Source organism: uncultured Winogradskyella sp. (genome assembly GCF_947496485.1).
In the GTDB taxonomy this organism is placed as follows: Bacteria; Bacteroidota; Bacteroidia; order Flavobacteriales; family Flavobacteriaceae; genus Winogradskyella.
Genome location: NZ_CANMCZ010000001.1, coordinates 1,019,595 through 1,038,764, shown reverse-complemented (window position 1 = coordinate 1,038,764; position 19,170 = coordinate 1,019,595). Strand labels below are relative to the sequence as shown.

17 protein-coding genes are annotated in these 19,170 nt (G+C 32.1%); 12 read left to right on the top strand and 5 right to left on the bottom strand.

All coding sequences use genetic code 11. From position 1 onward, the window contains the following. Positions 1-2: 2 nt before the first annotated feature. From Q0822_RS04425 to Q0822_RS04415, 3 genes are read left to right on the top strand one after another with little or no spacing between them, the layout of a single operon-like run. Positions 3-383, top strand: a complete 381-nt coding sequence (locus Q0822_RS04425; protein WP_299120651.1) for a TraR/DksA C4-type zinc finger protein — start codon at positions 3-5, stop codon at positions 381-383. 43 nt (positions 384-426) lie between these two features. Beyond that, on the top strand, positions 427-1,128 hold the full coding sequence (locus Q0822_RS04420) for a hypothetical protein (protein ID WP_299120648.1): 702 nt from the start codon (positions 427-429) through the stop codon (positions 1,126-1,128). Between the two features lie 26 nt (positions 1,129-1,154). Further along, a complete protein-coding gene (locus Q0822_RS04415; protein WP_299120645.1) occupies positions 1,155-1,772 on the top strand; it encodes a lipoprotein signal peptidase in 618 nt (205 codons plus the stop codon). Here the strand turns inward: Q0822_RS04415 and Q0822_RS04410 are convergent. From Q0822_RS04410 to rimK, 5 genes are all read right to left on the bottom strand, one after another. After that, complete coding sequence (locus Q0822_RS04410; protein ID WP_299120642.1) at positions 1,769-2,179, bottom strand: response regulator; 411 nt, start codon at positions 2,177-2,179, stop codon at positions 1,769-1,771. The genes Q0822_RS04415 and Q0822_RS04410 overlap by 4 nt on opposite strands. Positions 2,180-2,184: 5 nt before the next feature. Continuing rightward, positions 2,185-3,636, bottom strand: a complete 1,452-nt coding sequence (locus tag Q0822_RS04405; RefSeq protein ID WP_299120640.1) for an ATP-binding protein — start codon at positions 3,634-3,636, stop codon at positions 2,185-2,187. Between the two features lie 117 nt (positions 3,637-3,753). Further along, positions 3,754-4,317, bottom strand: a complete 564-nt coding sequence (locus tag Q0822_RS04400; RefSeq protein ID WP_299120639.1) for a 5-formyltetrahydrofolate cyclo-ligase — start codon at positions 4,315-4,317, stop codon at positions 3,754-3,756. Further along, positions 4,314-5,282: a succinylglutamate desuccinylase/aspartoacylase family protein gene (locus Q0822_RS04395; RefSeq protein ID WP_299120636.1), complete on the bottom strand. Its 969-nt coding sequence runs from the start codon at positions 5,280-5,282 to the stop codon at positions 4,314-4,316. The genes Q0822_RS04400 and Q0822_RS04395 overlap by 4 nt, the downstream gene beginning before the upstream one ends. A 46-nt stretch (positions 5,283-5,328) precedes the next feature. Continuing rightward, positions 5,329-6,204, bottom strand: coding sequence for a 30S ribosomal protein S6--L-glutamate ligase (rimK, locus tag Q0822_RS04390; protein ID WP_299120634.1), 876 nt, complete (start codon positions 6,202-6,204; stop codon positions 5,329-5,331). 99 nt (positions 6,205-6,303) lie between these two features. On the opposite strand from rimK, the gene uvrC reads away from it, so the two are divergent. The 9 genes from uvrC (at position 6,304) to Q0822_RS04345 (ending at position 19,166) form a co-directional block, all read left to right on the top strand. After that, positions 6,304-8,097 carry an excinuclease ABC subunit UvrC gene (gene uvrC / locus Q0822_RS04385; protein ID WP_299120633.1) on the top strand — a complete coding sequence of 598 codons (1,794 nt, stop codon included), beginning with the start codon at positions 6,304-6,306 and terminating at the stop codon, positions 8,095-8,097. Between the two features lie 88 nt (positions 8,098-8,185). Beyond that, the gene (locus tag Q0822_RS04380; RefSeq protein WP_299120632.1) at positions 8,186-10,372 is read left to right on the top strand and encodes a patatin-like phospholipase family protein; all 2,187 of its coding nucleotides are present in this window, start codon (positions 8,186-8,188) and stop codon (positions 10,370-10,372) included. Positions 10,373-10,435: 63 nt separating this feature from the next. Next, the gene (gene bglX / locus Q0822_RS04375) at positions 10,436-12,727 is read left to right on the top strand and encodes a beta-glucosidase BglX (protein WP_299120630.1); all 2,292 of its coding nucleotides are present in this window, start codon (positions 10,436-10,438) and stop codon (positions 12,725-12,727) included. Positions 12,728-12,941: 214 nt separating this feature from the next. Then, positions 12,942-14,102: a homogentisate 1,2-dioxygenase gene (locus Q0822_RS04370; protein ID WP_299120628.1), complete on the top strand. Its 1,161-nt coding sequence runs from the start codon at positions 12,942-12,944 to the stop codon at positions 14,100-14,102. Positions 14,103-14,133: 31 nt separating this feature from the next. Continuing rightward, the gene (locus tag Q0822_RS04365) at positions 14,134-14,643 is read left to right on the top strand and encodes a CCC motif membrane protein (protein WP_299120625.1); all 510 of its coding nucleotides are present in this window, start codon (positions 14,134-14,136) and stop codon (positions 14,641-14,643) included. An 11-nt stretch (positions 14,644-14,654) separates the two neighbouring features. Next, the gene (gene hppD / locus Q0822_RS04360; RefSeq protein ID WP_299120623.1) at positions 14,655-15,815 is read left to right on the top strand and encodes a 4-hydroxyphenylpyruvate dioxygenase; all 1,161 of its coding nucleotides are present in this window, start codon (positions 14,655-14,657) and stop codon (positions 15,813-15,815) included. A gap of 300 nt (positions 15,816-16,115) precedes the next feature. Further along, positions 16,116-16,910, top strand: a complete 795-nt coding sequence (locus Q0822_RS04355) for a DUF3108 domain-containing protein (protein WP_299120620.1) — start codon at positions 16,116-16,118, stop codon at positions 16,908-16,910. Positions 16,911-16,913: 3 nt separating this feature from the next. Continuing rightward, positions 16,914-17,846, top strand: a complete 933-nt coding sequence (locus Q0822_RS04350; RefSeq protein ID WP_299120617.1) for a tryptophan 2,3-dioxygenase family protein — start codon at positions 16,914-16,916, stop codon at positions 17,844-17,846. A gap of 12 nt (positions 17,847-17,858) precedes the next feature. Next, positions 17,859-19,166: a peptidoglycan DD-metalloendopeptidase family protein gene (locus tag Q0822_RS04345; RefSeq protein WP_299120613.1), complete on the top strand. Its 1,308-nt coding sequence runs from the start codon at positions 17,859-17,861 to the stop codon at positions 19,164-19,166. The last annotated feature ends 4 nt before the right edge of the window (positions 19,167-19,170 follow it).

The following is a 19,170-nucleotide window of genomic DNA, read 5'->3' as shown; positions in this document are numbered from 1 at the left end:
AAATGGCAACAAATACAACAAATAGATATTCTGATAAAGATTTAGAAGAATTTAGAACTTTAGTTCAAGAAAAAATTAACAAAGCAGAGCACGATTTGGAGCTTATAAAAAGTGCTTACATGAATGACCATAATAATGGTACTGATGATACATCACCTACTTTTAAAGCTTTTGAAGAAGGCAGCGAAACTATGAGTAAAGAAGCTAACTCGGCTTTAGCGATTCGTCAAGAAAAATTCATAAGAGATTTAAAAAATGCTCTTATTCGTATTGAGAATAAAACATATGGAGTTTGCCGTGTAACAGGCAAACTTATCAATAAAGAACGTTTAAAGTTAGTACCTCATGCCACTTTAAGTATTGAAGCTAAAAACATGCAGTAGCATCGCTTTGAAAAAAGGGATCTAAACAAAGAAAAATTTTATTTTGAATAGAAATAAAACCTTAAAGCCTTGTAATTATTTTGCAAGGCTTCTTTTTTATGGATCTGTTAGATTTTTAAGACCTAGCACGTCTAAACTTATTCCTATATTTCTTTTAGGCATACTGTTTTCTCAAGCTCAAAACAAACTTCAAAAAATAGTATCTGCAGACCAAATTGAAACCATTTCAATAAACGGAAATCAAATTTTTAATATTTCAGTTTCAACCGTCAAAACGGATGAGATAAAAGTTACTTCAATATTAGATGGCGAATATCAAAACGATTTTCAGATTCTATTAAAGAAAAATAACAATACGATACAGCTGAGTTTAGAGCATATGTCATTTACGGATATACCAGATGACAAGCGAAATGCACATAAAGTAATTGCTGCAATGCTATACCTTGAAATTCCAGAAAAGCTCTCTTTACATATTATTAGTGATATAGGATTTGTGAATATAAACGGTAGTTTTAAATCAATAGTTGTTGAACTATCTCAAGGGGAATGTAGGGTTAAAGGTGAAGCTGAAATAGCAACCATAAATACTTTAGAAGGAGATATAGACATTGTTACTAAAAATGCAAGGATAGAAGCGAATTCTAATAATGGTACTGTAAGCATAGATAAATTCACTGGTTCTAAATCTTTATGGAACTTGAAGACTATTAATGGCGATATAACAGTTACTAAACAAGAATAATCTTTTACTTTTGACCAAACTCAAAAATGTCCTTAAAGAAAGCTACACTTATTATCGTTCTTATTTTATTGATAGATCAAATCAGTAAAATCTATGTAAAAACCCACTTTGCTTTGCACGATGATGTTACGGTTTTTTCTTGGTTTAAGATTTCGTTCATAGAAAATGATGGTATGGCTTGGGGAACCAAACTGAGTGATTTTTTTACCTTTATTTCAGATGAGTCTGCAAAACTTATTTTAACCTTATTTAGAATTGTTGCAGTTACAGGCATAGCCTTTTGGTTAATAGATGTTACTAAAAAGAAGAAATCTAAAACCTTAATTTTTGCTATTGCTATTATTTTTGCTGGCGCTTTGGGTAATATTATTGACTCGGTTTTTTACGGTGTTTTGTTTAGTGATAGCCAAATGCAAGTCGCTACTTTTTTACCCGAAGAAGGTGGTTATGCCAGGATATTTTATGGTAATGTTGTAGATATGTTACACTTTCCTATTTGGAATGGTACGCTACCAGAATGGCTACCGTTTTTTGGCGGAAAATCCTTTTCGTTTTTTGACCCAGTTTTTAATGTAGCAGATATTGCTATAAGTACAGGAATAGGGATTTTGATTGTTTTTAATAAGAAGGCATTTAATGACTAAGCTGATTTATTAAAAACAGCTTCAAGTTCATCAATATTCACAGGTTTTATAAGATAATTTTTTACACTAGATAATGACTTTGCTTTGTTAATGTCTCTAACATCAATAGAAGAGCTTACTAAGTATAGTGTAATAGGGCTATTGAATTTATTCCTAATTTTTGTAAAGCGCTCAATGAATCCCCATCCATCTAATACAGGCATATTAATATCTAAAAGAATAACTTCAGGAATATGTTTTTCCTCTAAATTCTGAAGTAAGGCTTCAAAATATTCAATACCTTCCTTACCATCTTTAAATATTAGAAGATGATCACATAATTTCTTAGTTTCAATGATTTTTTTAACCAAATTCACATAGATGTTATCATCATCTATAATACAAGCTAATTCTATTTTTTTATCCATTGCTTTTAGAATTTAATAGTAAAAATTGTTCCTTTATTAAGTTCACTTTCAACAGTTATTTCACCATTTAAAGATTCGATTTGGTTTTTTGTAATAAATAAACCAATACCTCTAGCATCAGTATTATAGTGAAATGTTTTGTACATTCCAAAAAGTTTATCGCCGAATTTCTTTAAATCTATACCAGATCCATTGTCTTTAATTTCTAAAACGACTCTGTCATTATCTTTAAAGTCTAAATACGTCCTAATTTTAATAACGGGGTCTCTATCCTTGTGCTTGTATTTTATAGCATTTGTAATTAGATTCAATAAAATACTATCCATATATGCTGGTATATAATTGATATCTTCAATGCTGGTAAAATCTGACACAATAGTTGTATTTGTGGTTTTTATTATTTGATTTATTGATGTAGCAACTTGTTTTAAAGTAATTGCGAAACTCACTGCTTCTTTAGCTTGTTGCGCATTGGTTTGAATAGTTACAACCTCATTTAAATGCTCTATAGTTGTATTTAAACTATGGGACACATCTTTTATGTTTTCAATAAGCTCTAATTTCTCTTCTTTGTCAACCTCGTTTATTAAATTTACAATCAATGAAAGATTGCTAGAATGGGACCTAAGGTTATGGGATACTATATGTGCAAAATTGAATAATCTTGAGTTTTGAGAGGCTATAATTTCTGATGTTTTTTCTAAATTGATTTCTTTTTGTTTAACATCATCAATATCTTGAAAAACGCCTCTTAACCCAATAATTTGTTCAGCATCATTAAATACAGGCTTTCCCATTGCTCTAGCCCAAAACTTTCTGTTATTTGCAGTAACCATTAGTATTTCAATATCAAATGGTTTTCCTGACATACCACATTCAAAAAAAGCGTTTGAAGCCAATGTTTGATGTTCTTCAGCATATAGTTTATAACCCATTTTGAGAGATGGAATATAATCATCGGGATATTCTAATATTTTTCTTGTAATGTTATCCCAATAGCTTTTCTTTTTTTCGAAATCTACATACCAACTACCAGTAGAGGTCATAGTTGCTGTTTCTTGGTAATAAAAGTTATCAACTCTAACTTTTTTGTGCGTTTTTAATTTTGTCTTAAAGAAGAAGATAGTCTTAGAGTTGATATTAGTATCAACAGCAATTTCGTCGTTCGTTTTACATATATATTCTAAATATTTACCTTCTTTATTCTTGAGTAATATATTTTGTTTAAAATCTACATCGTGTCTAACAAGGTTGTAAAAATTATCTTTAAAAGGAGCTCGATAATCTTCATGAATGATATGATCTAAAAAAAAGTCAATTGTAGTAACAACTTTCTTTTTTGAATAACCAAGTTCCTTTATAAATGCTTTAGACCAATGGCTGGTATTATTAATTAATTCCCAATAGCAAATTTCATTATTCGAAATAATGTTCTTTTTCAGAGCAGGTTCTGTCATATAAGATAAAATGTGAGAATTAGATTTAGGGATCTATTCTAAGATTTTGAATATGCAATATAATAAAAAATTACATTTAATCTATTTTTATTGCCTTTAATCGATGATTTTAAGAAATTAGAATTTGTATATTTTATCTGAACTTATGCAATAGTCTAGCTTTACGTCGTTTGTACTAAAGTCAGAAAATTCGTTTTCAGCATTAAAAAAAGAAAAACCAATCTTTAAAGCTTCAGGTTTGCATTCAGATAAAAAACGATCATAAAATCCTTTTCCATAACCAATTCTATGACCAACTTTGTCATAAGCTAAAAGAGGAACAAAAATTACATCTATTTTAGAAGATTGAATTTCTATGCCATCAACAGGTTCAGGAATATTGTATTCGTTTTTCTTTAGTTTCGTATTGTCTGTTAATAAATAATGTGTCATGGAGTAATCTTCGAAATTACTTTTAGAAATGACGATGTTCTTATCCTTACCAGCTAAAATATTGAGCATATAATCCGTGTTAATTTCTTTTTGCTCTTCAATGGTTAAAAAGGTATGATAAAAGGAAAAATCCCAAATGCTAAGCTTTAATAGTTGATTAGCAATAGCTAAACTGTAGTCTTCAATTTGAGATGCTGTAAGTGACTGCCTAAGCGCTTTATATTTAATTCTTAATTCTTTTTTTGTCACGATTTTAGCTTGGTGGTAATATGAAAAATTGCATCTCCTTGGTAGATAATAGGCGATTCATTAATATTGAAAATATAGCCATCATTTGGTGCTTTAACAAAATGGTTAAAACTTCCATATGGATCAGTAATGTTTCCAATAACATCACCTTTTTTCACTTCGGCATTAATGGCAATTGTAGATTTGAACATCCCAGAATAGTTGGCTCTTATCCATCTGCTATTTGTAATGTAAACGCAAGATTTTTTTGGTTCAGAGACCTTAAATTTTCTGTTTAGCATATCTAAGTAGTGCAACACTCTTTTGGCACCATTAACACCTGTATTAGTAACTGTATTATCAATATGAAATGATTTACCACCTTCAAATAAAAGAATAGGAACACCTAATTTGTAACAGGTATTTCTGAAGGACTTGTTAATATTTTTAGAGTAAAAGACAAAAGGTGCACCGAAAACCTTAGCTAAGTCATCTAAAATTTTCTCACCCTTAATAATACGTACTTGTGCAGAATTGAAACGATCTGCTCCACCTGTATGAAAATCCAAAACCAAATCAGCATGTGGTAAAATTTCAGTTACTAGTTTAAAGGCTACCCTACTGGCTAAAGAGCCACCTTTAATTCCGGGAAACACACGATTAAGATCACGACCATCTGGGAATTCTCTATCCATATGAATAAATCCAAAAACATTAATTACAGGAATACAAATGATAGTACCTTTCTTAGGCTTGTTAATTCCCTTCGCAATTATTTGGCGTACTATTTCTACACCATTAACTTCATCACCATGTATACCAGCGGTTATTAAAACTGTTGGGCCGGGTTTTTTAGAGCGTTCTATAATGACTGGAACATCAATAGTGTTCTGAGTATGTAACTTAGCGACATTAAAGCTTACTTTCGCACTCTCTCCAAGCTCAATTTTTTCACCTAGTATATGTAATACTTCTTTTTTACTCATATTCATTTTCCGTGAAAACGGAAATCTGTTTAGTCTTAAATTCTAACTATTTTCTATTTCGCTCAATAAATGTAATAATTGCTCTTGCTATATTTTTTTGAGTGGCACCTTCTATACCTTCCAAACCAGGAGTAGAATTGACTTCCATAATTAGAGGTCCTCTAGATGATTGTAGCATATCTACACCACAAACAGGTAGCTTTAATGCACGTGATGCTTTTATCGCTAGTTTTAGTTCATCTTCTGATAGTCTAACCAAATTAGCAGTTCCTCCTCTGTGTAAGTTAGAACGAAACTCACCGTCCTTACCCTGTCGTTTCATGGCTCCTACGACTTGCCCATCCACAATAAGCGCTCTTAAATCTGATCCTTTTGCCTCTGAAATATATTCTTGCACTAATGCTCTTGCTTGTAAACCATTAAAGGCTTCGAGTACAGATTCTGCTGCATTTTTTGATTCGGCTAAAACTACGCCTAAACCTTGAGTGCCTTCTAATAATTTAATAATTACTGGTGGCCCACCAACATGCTCTAAAACCTCTTCCACATCTCGAGAGTAATTCGTAAATACGGTTTTAGGCATTCCAATTCCGGCTTTAGATAAGCGCTGAAAACTTCTCAATTTATCTCTACTTCTAATAATAGCGTCTGAGGTCACCGTTGTAAAAACATTCATCATTTCAAACTGACGTACAACAGCACAGCCAAAAAAGGTGACTGAAGCTCCAATTCTGGGAATTATAGCATCAACATAATCTAAATAACGATCTTTATAATAAACAGTAGGCTTTTCCTTTTCTATGATAATATCACATCTTAGAGGATCAATAACTTCTACATCATGACCTCTATTTTCACCTTCAATAATAAGACGTTTAGTAGAGTATAAGTTTTCATTTCTTGAAAGAATGACAATATTCATAGTATCCTTTGAGCTTAAAAGAATTTTTTGGTTGATGCAATATACTAAAAAAGGAATTCTGATTTTTACAATACTATCAATTAAACTACCTTTGAATAGATGTCAGAAACCACCTTAGATATACAAATAAAAACACTACCGCATCAACCTGGTGTTTATCAATATTTTGATGCTGATGAAAAGCTAATTTATGTAGGTAAAGCGAAGGATATTAAAAAGCGGGTTAGCAGTTATTTTACCAAGCATTATGACTACGGAAAAACCAGAGTTTTAGTAAAAAATATAGCTTCTGTAAAGCATATTGTGGTTGAGACTGAGAACGATGCGTTATTACTAGAAAATAATCTCATAAAAAAATATCAACCTAAGTATAATGTAATGCTTAAGGATGATAAATCATATCCTTGGATTTGTGTAAAAAAAGAGCGTTTTCCCAGAGTATTTTCTACGCGTAGAGTATTTAAAGATGGCTCAGAATATTTTGGACCTTATACAAGCATGAAAACAGTAAAAACACTTCTGGGTTTAATAAAAGGTTTATACCAATTACGTACTTGTAATTACGATTTGTCCGAAGCAAAAATTAATGCAGGTAAGTATAAAGTTTGTTTAGAATATCATTTAGGGAATTGTAAAGGAGCTTGCGAAGGCTATGAAACTGAAGAAGAATATCATTCTAATATTACTGCAATTAGGGAAATTTTAAAAGGGAATTTTAAAGACTCCTTGCAACAGTTCAGACTACAGATGAAGCAGCATGCAGAAAACATGCAGTTTGAAGATGCCCAAAAAATAAAAGAAAAATTAGAAATTTTAGAGAATTATCAAGCCAAATCAACCATTGTAAATCCTAAGATTAGCAATGTTGATGTGTTTTCTATTGTAAGCGATGAAACCTATGCGTATGTGAACTTCCTACAATTAAGTTATGGTTCTATTATTAGATCTCATACACTAGAATTAAAAAAGAAACTACAAGAATCTGATGTTGAATTATTAGAACTAGCTATTACTGAGATAAGACAACGATTTAATTCAAACTCTAAAGAAATCTATGTCCCTTTTAAAGTTAATTTAGGAGATAAAGTAAAGATAACAATACCTAAGCTTGGTGATAAAAAAAGCATATTAGATTTATCAATTCGTAATGCGAAATATTTTAGAATGGATAAATTTAAACAAGTAAAATTAGTAGATCCAGATCGTCATGCCAATCGTATTATGGCACAGATGAAAGCTGATTTGCGTTTGTCTGAAGAACCAAGACATATAGAGTGTTTCGATAATTCTAATATTCAAGGTACAAACCCTGTTGCAGCTTGCGTAGTATTTAAAAACGGAAAGCCTAGTAAGAAAGATTATCGTCATTTTAATATAAAAACTGTTGAAGGCCCAGATGATTTTGCATCCATGGAAGAAGTAGTTTACAGACGCTACAAACGTTTAGTTGAAGAAGGACAATCCTTGCCTCAACTCATTATCATTGATGGTGGAAAAGGACAATTATCTTCAGCATTAAAAAGTTTAGATATTTTAGGATTAAGAGGAAAAATTGCAATCATCGGAATTGCGAAACGTTTAGAAGAATTATTTTATCCAGATGATCCAATTCCATTATATTTAGATAAAAAAAGCGAAACCCTTAAAATTATTCAGCAATTACGAAACGAAGCACATCGTTTTGGTATTGAGCATCATAGAAATAGAAGAAGTAAAGGTGCATTAACTACAGAACTCGAAAATATTTCTGGAGTAGGTGAACAAACCATTATCGATTTAATGAAAAGTTTTAAAACCGTAAAGCGAATTGCAAATGCAAAACTAGATGAGCTTGAAGCTGTTGTAGGAGTATCTAGAGCAAATAAAATATATAACTACTATCATAAAGAATAAAGTGAAATTGTCCCAAACATATGACCTCAGATTTAGAAGTAAACTTATAATCTATACTCTAATTCTTTTTTTTATAAGCTTCAATCTTTTGAAAGCTCAAGAAATAGCAGAAGCTAAGGAACCAAAAGTAGGGTTAGTTTTGAGTGGTGGTGGTGCCAAAGGTTTTGCACATATTGGTGTTCTAAAGGTCATTGATAGTCTTGGTATTAAGATAGATTATGTAGCTGGCACTAGTATGGGCGCCATAATTGGTTCATTGTATGCTACAGGATATTCTGGTAAACAATTAGAAGCGATGTTTAAAACTCAAGATTTTGATGAGTTAATAAACGATAACTTTCCGAGGTCAGCAAAGCCGTTTTACGAACGCGAAAATGCCGAGAAATATGCGGTAAGTTTACCCTTTGACAATTTCAATATTAGTTTACCCTCCGCTTTATCAAGAGGACAAAATGTATATAACTTACTATATCAGTTAATGCTTCCTGTTAATAATATTAGGGATTTTGAAAATCTTCCTATCCCTTTCTTCTGTATTGCCACAGATATAGAAACAGGTGAATCTTTAATTATGGACAAAGGGAAATTAGCCAAGGCTGTAACTGCAAGTGGCGCACTGCCATCGTTGTTTCAACCAGTAGTTATTGATGGTAAAATTTTAATAGATGGTGGAGTAACCAATAACTTTCCAGTAGAAGAGTTACGAGCTAAAGGCATGGATATTATAATAGGAGTTGATGTGCAAGATGCTCTAAAGGATCGTGAATCATTAAAATCTGCTCCAGATATTTTATTACAAATTAATAATTTCCGTACCATTAACGCAATGAAAAGTAAAGCTGCACTTACGGATATTTATATAAAACCCGACATAACCAACTTTTCTGTTATTTCTTTTAATGAAGGTGATAATATCATTGCAAATGGTGAAGCAGCCGCAAGAGTTAATATAATGTCATTGCAAAATGTAAGACGTCAACAAACATCTATTTTAAAAAAGCAGAACATTAAGCTTTTAGATAGCATAAAAATCAATGCTATAAGTATTACAGGCAACGAAAAATACACTAGATCTTACCTTTTAGGTAAGTTGAAGTTTAAAAACGAAGAAAAAATTAGCTACAGTGACTTCAGGAAAAGAATTAATAACCTCATAGCTACAAATAATTTTGATACATTTAGATATGAATTAGAGCCAAGCACAAAGGATTACGGATATAATTTAGCGGGTGAAATAAGGGAGTCTGAAACGACTACCTTTCTTAAACTCGGTGTACATTATGATGGCTTATACAAAAGTGCTGCACTTGCTAATCTTACTAAAAAGCGTTTGTTGTTTAATAATGATATTGCCTCATTAGATTTAGTTCTAGGTGATAATTCAAGATATAATTTTAATTATTTTATTGATAAAGGGTTTTACATTAGTATTGGTTTAAAATCGCGCTACAACAGTTTTAATAAGAATATAAATCCTTTAATAGCTTTAGAGGAAGAATCACCTTTGCTTGTAGGATTGAATAAAATAGATGTTCAACTTTCGGATTTTACTAACCAAGTGTATTTACAAACTATTTTTAGAAAGGATTTTGCTTTACGTATTGGTGCAGAGCATAAAAGACTTAAAATAACATCCGAAACCATTGTCGAAGGTAATCAGGATGACGAAATTATTTTTGAAAAAACTGATTATTTTGGTGTATTTGGGAATTTGATTTTTGATGATTACGACAATGTCCATTTTCCTAAAAACGGATTTTACTTTAATGGAGATTTTCATCTATACTTAGATGCGTCTAACTTTAATAGTGATTTTAAAGAATTTTCTATTGCTAAAGCCGATATTGGCTATGCCTTTAGTTTCAGTGATAACTTAGCTTTTAAAACCGAAACCAGTGGAGGCTTTAAAATAGGAGATGATTCTACAACTACTTTGGGATTTGGTCTAGGAGGTTATGGAAATAACTTCATTAATAATTTTCAGTCATTTTACGGTTATGATTATTTAGCTCTTTTTGGTGACAGCTTTGTAAAAGCAACATTTACTTTGGACTATGAGATTTTTAAAAAGCATCATATTATAATAGCAGCAAATTACGCTAATATAGAAGATGGTATTTTTGAATCGGGAGAATGGCTTAGCTCACCAGATTATAGCGGTTATGCTATTGGTTACTCTTTAGAAACTTTTTTGGGTCCTTTGGAAGGAAAATATACCTACTCACCGGAGACAGGAAATGGCTATTGGTTTTTTAATCTTGGGTTTTGGTTTTAAAAATTTAATAATTCCAACAGATAGATTAATTTAGTCTTTTAAAAATCCGTAAAGATTAAAATAATGAAATACCAACTCAAGCATTCCGTTTTACTGGTTACAGTATTCATTTTAGCTATAATTAGTTGTTCTACAAAAAAGCACACACTCTCAATTGTACCTGACGATATAGTAGATAAAAAAATAGATTCATTACTAGCTATTATGACAATAGAAGAGAAAGTAGGTCAAATGAATTTATATAATGGATTTTGGGATGTTACAGGGCCAGTACCAAAAGGGAGCTCTTCAAATTTAAAATATGAACATTTAAAAAAAGGATATGTTGGCGCAATGCTTAATATAAGAGGTGTTGAACATGTAAGAGAGTTGCAACGTATAGCGGTAGAAGAATCTAGGTTAGGTATTCCATTACTTTTTGGTTTTGATGTTATTCATGGATTAAAAACATTGAGTCCAATCCCTTTGGCAGAATCTGCCAGTTGGGATTTACAGGCTATAGAAAACTCTGCAAGGGTTGCTGCTATTGAAGCTTCAGCAGCAGGAATTAATTGGACTTTTGCACCGATGGTTGATATTTCTCGTGATCCAAGATGGGGAAGAGTTATGGAAGGTGCTGGTGAAGATACCTATCTGGGTAGTAAAATCGCTAAAGCAAGAGTTAAAGGTTTTCAGGGTAATGATCTTAGTAAAAATAATACCATTGCAGCATGTGCAAAACATTTTGCTGCCTATGGCTTTTCTGAATCAGGGAAAGAATATAATACGGTAAGCATTGATAATGTAACACTCTTAAATACAGTTTTACCACCTTTTAAAGCGGCTGTAGATAGTGATGTAAAAACAGTTATGAATTCTTTCAATACATTAAATGGTATACCTGTAACTGCTAGTAAATATTTACAGAGAACAATTCTAAAAGATGGGTGGAACTTTGAAGGGTTTGTGGTATCAGACTGGGCTTCAATAAATGAACTCATTTTTTGGGGACATGCAAAAGATAAAAAAGAAGCTGCAAAATTGGCATCAGTAGCAGGATCAGATATGGACATGGAAGGTTATGTTTATATAAGAGAATTGGCGAATCTTGTAAATGAAGGTATTGTAGAGGAGTCATTAATTAACGATGCAGCTAGACGTATTTTAAAAGTAAAATTCGAACTTGGATTATTTGAAGACCCTTACAGATATTGTAATGAGGAGAATCAAAAAGAAATGATAGGCAGTGAATCAAATAACGAAGCTGTATTAGATATGGCAAAGAAGTCGATTGTTTTACTTAAAAACGAAAAAAACCTATTACCACTCAACAAAGCAGGTCAAAAAATAGCACTTATTGGTGAGTTAGCCTCAGATAAAAATAGTCCTTTAGGAAGTTGGAGGCTTGCTTCTGATGATAATACTGCTGTATCTGTATTAGAAGGAATGAAAGTATATAAGGACAATTCCATAACTTATACAAAAGGGGTGGATGTATTTCTTGGTAAAACGTCGTTTATAAGTGAATTAAAAATTAATAACACTGATAACTCTGGTATAAAAGAAGCTGTAGATTTAGCTAAAACGTCTGATGTTGTTGTAATGGTGCTAGGAGAGCATGGTTTTCAGAGTGGAGAAGCAAGAAGTAGAACATCTATTGATTTGCCAGGATTGCAGCAAAAACTGCTTGAGGCCGTTTATGAAGTTAATAAAAATATAGTGCTAGTACTTCAAAATGGTAGGCCATTGACAATAGAATGGGCTTCAGAGAATATTCCTGCTATTGTAGAAGGTTGGCAATTAGGAACGCAATCAGGACACGCCATTGCTCAAGTTTTATATGGTGATTATAATCCAAGTGGTAAGCTACCTATGACATTTCCTAGAAATGTAGGTCAAATCCCAATATACTATAATCACAAAAGTACCGGTAGACCTAATAATTCACAGAATAATGTGTTTTGGTCGCATTATAGTGATAAAGAAAATACTCCACTTTATCAGTTTGGTCATGGTTTGAGTTATACCGATTTTAAGTATAAAAACTTGAGTATTGAACAAAATGGAACATCATCAAATAAAAAGGTTAAAGTTTCAGTAGATATTACTAATACCGGAAAATATGATGGTAAAGAAGTTGTTCAACTATATATTAGAGATTTGGTAGCAAGTATTACAAGACCAGTTAAAGAACTCAAAGGATTTGAATTGATTGAACTTCAGAAAGGCGAAACCAAAACCATCACTTTTGAGTTAACAGATAATGAATTAGGCTTTTTTAATAATAAAGGAGATTTTATCGTTGAGAAAGGTGATTTTCAAGTTTTTGTTGGTGGTAGTTCAATTACCAGCTTACAAGATCAGTTTACTTTATAAATTGGGATCATGAATTTTGACTATTAATTTGATTGCTCTTAATCAAATAATTTATTAGTTTTATACTCATGAAACCGTTCTGGGCAAACATAAAACTTTACCTTCATTTCCTCATCAAGAGGAATCCAGAATAGACACGCATTTTTTGTACCTTTAATGAGAATTATTTACACGCTTTTGCGTGTAAAACAATCAACCTTTAAAACAATAAAAAATGCCATTTTATCATAAATTAGGGAAAATTCCACCAAAAAGACACACACAATTTAAAAAACCAAATGGTGACTTTTATTACGAGCAGTTATTTGGCACAATAGGTTTCGACGGGATGTCTACCAATAGTTACCATGAGCAAAGGCCAACTCAGGTTAAGGAAATTAAAAAACAATATAGCGTTGCTCCTAAAGTTGCCAAAGCAAATAATATGCAATCGTATCGTTTACATGGCTTTAAAGTAAAGCCAGAAAACGATTATTTAGAGAGCAGAAAAATTGTGTTGACTAATAGCGATTGTAATATCATCTTAGCAGCACCAAAAGAATCCACAAGAGATTATTTTTATAAAAATACAGATGCAGATGAATTAATATTTATTCATAAAGGCACAGGAAAATTGAGAACTATGCTAGGTAATCTCGATTTTAAATATGGTGATTACTTGTTGGTACCAAGAGGTATCATTTATAAACTAGATTTTGACACTGAAGATAATAGACTGTTTATTGTAGAATCGTACAGACCAATCTATACACCAAAACGTTATAGAAATTGGTTTGGACAATTATTAGAACATTCGCCATTTTGTGAGCGCGATTTGCGTCAACCACAAGAACTAGAAACTTATAATGAGTCAGGAGAGTTTTTAATTAAAATAAAAAAGCAAGACGAGATTTTTGATATGGTTTATGCATCGCATCCTTTTGATGTGATTGGGTACGATGGTTATAATTATCCTTACGCATTTTCAATACATGATTTTGAACCGATAACTGGTCGTATACACCAACCACCTCCAGTACATCAAACTTTTGAAACTGACGCTTTTGTTATTTGTAGTTTTGTACCACGTTTATATGATTATCATCCTTTGAGTGTGCCAGCACCTTACAATCACAGCAATATAGATAGTGATGAGGTGTTGTATTATGTTGATGGTGACTTTATGAGTAGAAATGATATTGATGCAGGTCATATTTCGTTGCATCCTGCAGGTATTCCTCATGGTCCGCATCCTGGAGCAATGGAACGTAGCATTGGCAAAGTAAAAACTGACGAATTGGCTGTAATGGTAGATACATTTAAACCATTAAAAGTTACTGAAGAAGCCATGAAAATAGCAGACGAAGATTATTTTAAATCTTGGTTAGAAGAATAATTAAATACAAATAAATTATACACTAGTACGTATGAATTATAACAAATTATCAGCAGATCCATTAGCAATGATTTTAGGAATTTTAGCTTTGGTCATTGGACTTGCTGGGTGTTGTTGCTATGGCTTAACGGCAATTATCCCTTTAGTTATGGCTATAATTGGATTAGTAACGGCAAATAAAAGTTTACGTGATTTTAATCAAAATCCAGAAGCATATTCACCACAATCTAGAAGCAATGTTAATACAGCTAAGATTATAAATATTATCGCTATTGTACTTAATGGGTTAATTGTTATGGTTTCAGTAATAGCAATAGCATTTTACGGAACAATTATTTCTTCAGCAGTTCTAGAGGAAATGAATAGAACTAATAATGAAACTGATGATTTTTATGATTATGATATGGAAACTGAAGACTCAGATGATTGGGAAGATGATGATTATATCCTTGAAGAACAAGTGGATTCAATTAATATAGATGCTATGGAGGATAAAGAACCAGAATTAAATAAAAAATTTATAGAAGGAGACAGTTTATAAAATAAAATATTATGGCAAAAGAAATAGAAAGTGTAAACTACGGTTTAGAAAAAATATTTGAAGGAGCACAAGATTTTCTTCCACTTTTAGGTACGGATTATGTAGAGTTTTATGTTGGTAATGCTAAACAAGCAGCACATTTTTATAAAACAGCATTTGGATTTCAATCTTATGCTTATAAAGGATTAGAAACTGGGTCGAAGGATTCAGTAAGTTATGTGTTAAAGCAAGATAAGATACGTTTAGTACTAACAACACCGCTAAACAGTAAATCTGAAATTAATAAACACATTGTAAAACATGGTGATGGTGTTAAAGTTGTTGCCCTTTGGGTAGAAGATGCTCGTAAATCTTATGAGGAAACCACCAAACGAGGTGCAAAATCTTATATGGAACCCGTCGTAGAGAAAGATGAATTTGGTGAAGTGGTAAGAGCAGGGATTTACACTTACGGTGAGACCGTGCACATGTTTGTAGAACGTAAAAACTATAACGGAAAATTTATGCCTGGCTTTGTAGAATGGAAAAGTGATTACAACCCAGAGTCAGCAGGTCTAAAATATATAGACCATATGGTTGGCAATGTAGGTTGGGGAGAAATGAATACGTGGGTAAAATGGTATGAGGACGTAATGGGATTTGTAAACTTTTTATCATTTGATGATAAACAAATTCATACTGAGTATTCAGCTTTAATGAGCAAAGTGATGAGTAATGGTAATGGTAGAATAAAGTTCCCTATAAATGAACCAGCCGAAGGTAAAAAACGTTCTCAAATAGAAGAGTATTTAGATTTTTATGAAGGCTCCGGAGTACAACATATTGCGGTTGCTACAGATGATATTATTTCTACAGTTTCAAAATTAAAATCTAGAGGTGTTGAGTTCTTATCCACTCCACCAGAAGAATATTATAGAGCAGTTCCTGGTAGACTAGAGGAGCATAGTCATGCATTAAGAGAAGATATTGAAACCTTGAAAGGTTTGGGTATTATGATAGATGCAGATGAAGAAGGTTATTTACTTCAAATTTTCACAAAGCCTGTAGAAGATAGACCAACACTATTTTTTGAAATCATTCAAAGGATGGGAGCACGTGGTTTTGGTGCTGGAAATTTTAAAGCTTTATTCGAATCTATAGAAAGAGAACAAGCCAAAAGAGGAACTTTATAAAACAAAAGCGCGCTTAACTCCCTTAAAGTTAAACGCGCTAAAACCTGTCTACCGACAGACAGAAAACCAATTCTAATTCCCTTAACATTTAATCACGTTTTTATGATTAAACTTTTTGTTAGCTCTACAATAACATAGGATTGATTTAAAAATGTGAGTATTTATCGAAAAATTTGTAATATTAGCTAAGCTTTTCGCTGGTTTTTCAATGTTTTATTACATTTGGAATAGTAATTGTATTTAAGATAATTGTAACATAAAAAATGCGTTACATTATTTATATTTACAATCTAAGAGATTATGAAACATTTATTTACAATTATGTTATTCTTTGTAGGCTTTCAAGCCTCTAATGTTGAGAAAGAATCTGCTTTCCAAGAGGGAGAATGGTTTAAATTTGAAATGAGTTACAGCAAGTTTCTTACAGCTGGTAATGCAACATTATCCGTTAAACAATCTAGATTAGACGGCAAAGAAGTCTATCATGTTGTTGGAAAAGGCCAGACAACAGGACTTGCAAAATTGTTTTTTAAAGTAAAAGACCGTTACGAAAGTTATTTTGATAAAGAGACTGGCGCACCATATAAGTTCATTAGAAAAATTAATGAAGGTGGGCACACTAAAGACATCGAAATTAATTTCGATCATCAAAACCAAATTGCGGAAGTAAACAATAAAAAGCATAAAAAAGTAAAAAAAATAACTACTGAGAAGGATGTGCAAGACATGATTTCTATGTATTACTATTTGAGAAATAATATAGATGTAGCCTCACTGAAACAAGGTGATGAAATTAAGACTAATATGTTCTTTGATGAGGAAAACTATGGTTTTAAGCTTAAATATTTAGGGAAAGAAACTATAGAGGTCGATGTTAACGGATCTGATGTTAATGTAAAGACACTTAAATTCAGACCCTATGTAATGGCTGGTCGTGTTTTTAAAGAAGAAGAAAGTTTAACCCTTTGGGTAAGTGCAGATAAAAATAAAATCCCTTTGAGAATTAAGGCAGATTTAGCTGTTGGTTCATTACGAGCAGATCTTATTGAATTTAAGGGTTTAAAACATTCCTTTAAAATAGAATTTAAAGATTAATTCATGCCAGACCAACCAAACTACGAAGACATCTTAAAAGAGCTTCAAGAGAAATACATTGCAATAGACCAAGATACAGATGATCATTTATACGGCTTGCTTTACAGCAAGCCGATTACATATTGGGATTATATACAAACCGATGCTTTGTTGAATCTGCAGATTCAACGTACCACGCTTCCAGATGAAATGGTATTCATTGCCTATCATCAAATCAACGAACTTATTTTTAAAATGATACTCTGGGAAATTTCTCAAGTAGCAGAAAAAGAAAATTTAGACGTTACTTATTTTGAAAATAAAATTATGCGCATCAGTCGTTATTTTGATATGTTGACAACGTCTTTCAATATTATGAGAGAGGGTATGGAAGTAGATCAGTACATGAAGTTCAGATATACCTTAACTCCTGCTAGTGGTTTTCAAAGTGCACAATATAGATTTATTGAGTTTGCTTCAACCGAGCTTATCAATCTTATAGATTATAGGTTTAGAAAAAATATTAATAGAGATACCCCTTTTACGCACGCGTTTGAGCATTTATATTGGCAAGCCGCAGGAAAAGATCATAAAACAGGAAAAAAATCTACACTTTTAGTTAATTTTGAAAAACGTTATAAAGATGAGTTTTTACGGTTTATGGAAACCTATAACACAAAAAACCTATGGACACGTTTTAAGGAATTACCTTTAAGGGACCAAAAAGACGAAGATTTGGTAAAAGCCATGCGACATTATGATTATACAGTAAATGTCACTTGGGTAATGGCGCATTACAATGCAGCAAAACATTATATTGAAAGCGGTATTGGTGATGGGGAAGCCACTGGAGGAAGTGATTGGAAAAAGTATATGCATCCGAAATATCAGAAGCGTATTTTCTTTCCAGAATTATGGAGTGAAGAAGAATTAAAAAATTGGGGAAATAATTTATAATTAGCTTAATTAATGCATTTAAAACGTTTAGTAGTAATAGCTATTGTTGTAATAACGACTTATGCTTGTAAGGAGGATAATACAGCAGAAATAGAGTACAAAAAAGAACTCGCTGAAATTGTTGAAGAAGAAAAGATTTTAGAATTTGGGTTCGATCTAAATCATTATGAGTTTAAGCGCGATACCATTAAGAAAGGAGATACATTTGGTTTTATTTTAGAACGAAATAATGTTGGTTACCCGCAGATTTATCAGATAGCGGAAAAAGCAAAAGACACTTTCGATATCCGAAAACTTCAAGTTGGTAAACCTTACACCTTGCTTTATGCTAAAGCAAATAAAGAAGATAGTATTCAAAAACCGACGACATTTATATATCAGAAAAGTTTGGAAGACTATGTCGTTATCAACTTCAAGGATTCTATACAGGCTTATACAAGTAAAAAACCAACTACTTACATAGAGAAGACTGCCACAGGAGTTATAGAAAGCAGTATTTCTAAAACCTTAGAAGATAAAGGTTTAAGTCAAGCATTAGCTTATAAAATGGCTGATGATATTTATGCTTGGACCATCGATTTTAGAAGACTTCAAAAAGGGGATAGATTTAAAGTTATTTATACAGACAAATACATAGATGATACTATTTATGCAGGTGTTCACAATGTGAAAGCCGCATATTTTGAGCATAATGGGGATTCATTGTATGCTTTTGAGTTTGAAACTGATTCAGTGAAAGGTATTATAGATTATTTTAATGAGGATGCTAAGAATTTAAGACGTGCATTTCTAAAAGCACCTGTTAAGTTCAGCAGAATCTCATCGCGTTATAACTTAAGAAGACGTATTGCTGTATATGGCTATAAAGTGCGTCCTCACAAAGGAACTGATTTTGCAGCACCAATAAACACACCAATTATGGCAACTGCTAATGGAACTGTAACAGAATCTCGCAGAAGAGGAGGCAATGGTAAATATGTAAAGATTAGACATAATGACACCTATAGCACACAGTACCTCCATATGAGTAAACAAGCCGTAAAAAAAGGTCAGTTTGTAAAACAAGGTGATATTATTGGATATGTTGGTATGACAGGTAATACAGGTGGTCCACATGTCTGTTATCGCTTTTGGAAGAACGGAAAACAAGTTGATCCCTTCAAACAAAAATTGCCAGAGGCTAAGCCCATTTCAGATAGCTTAAAAGTAAAATATCTTGAACATATCGCGCCAATAAAACAACGGTTAGACAACATCTTTTTCTTTGAAGCGGAACCAATTGAACCAGAAGATACTATAACACAAGATCCAATATTATAATTAT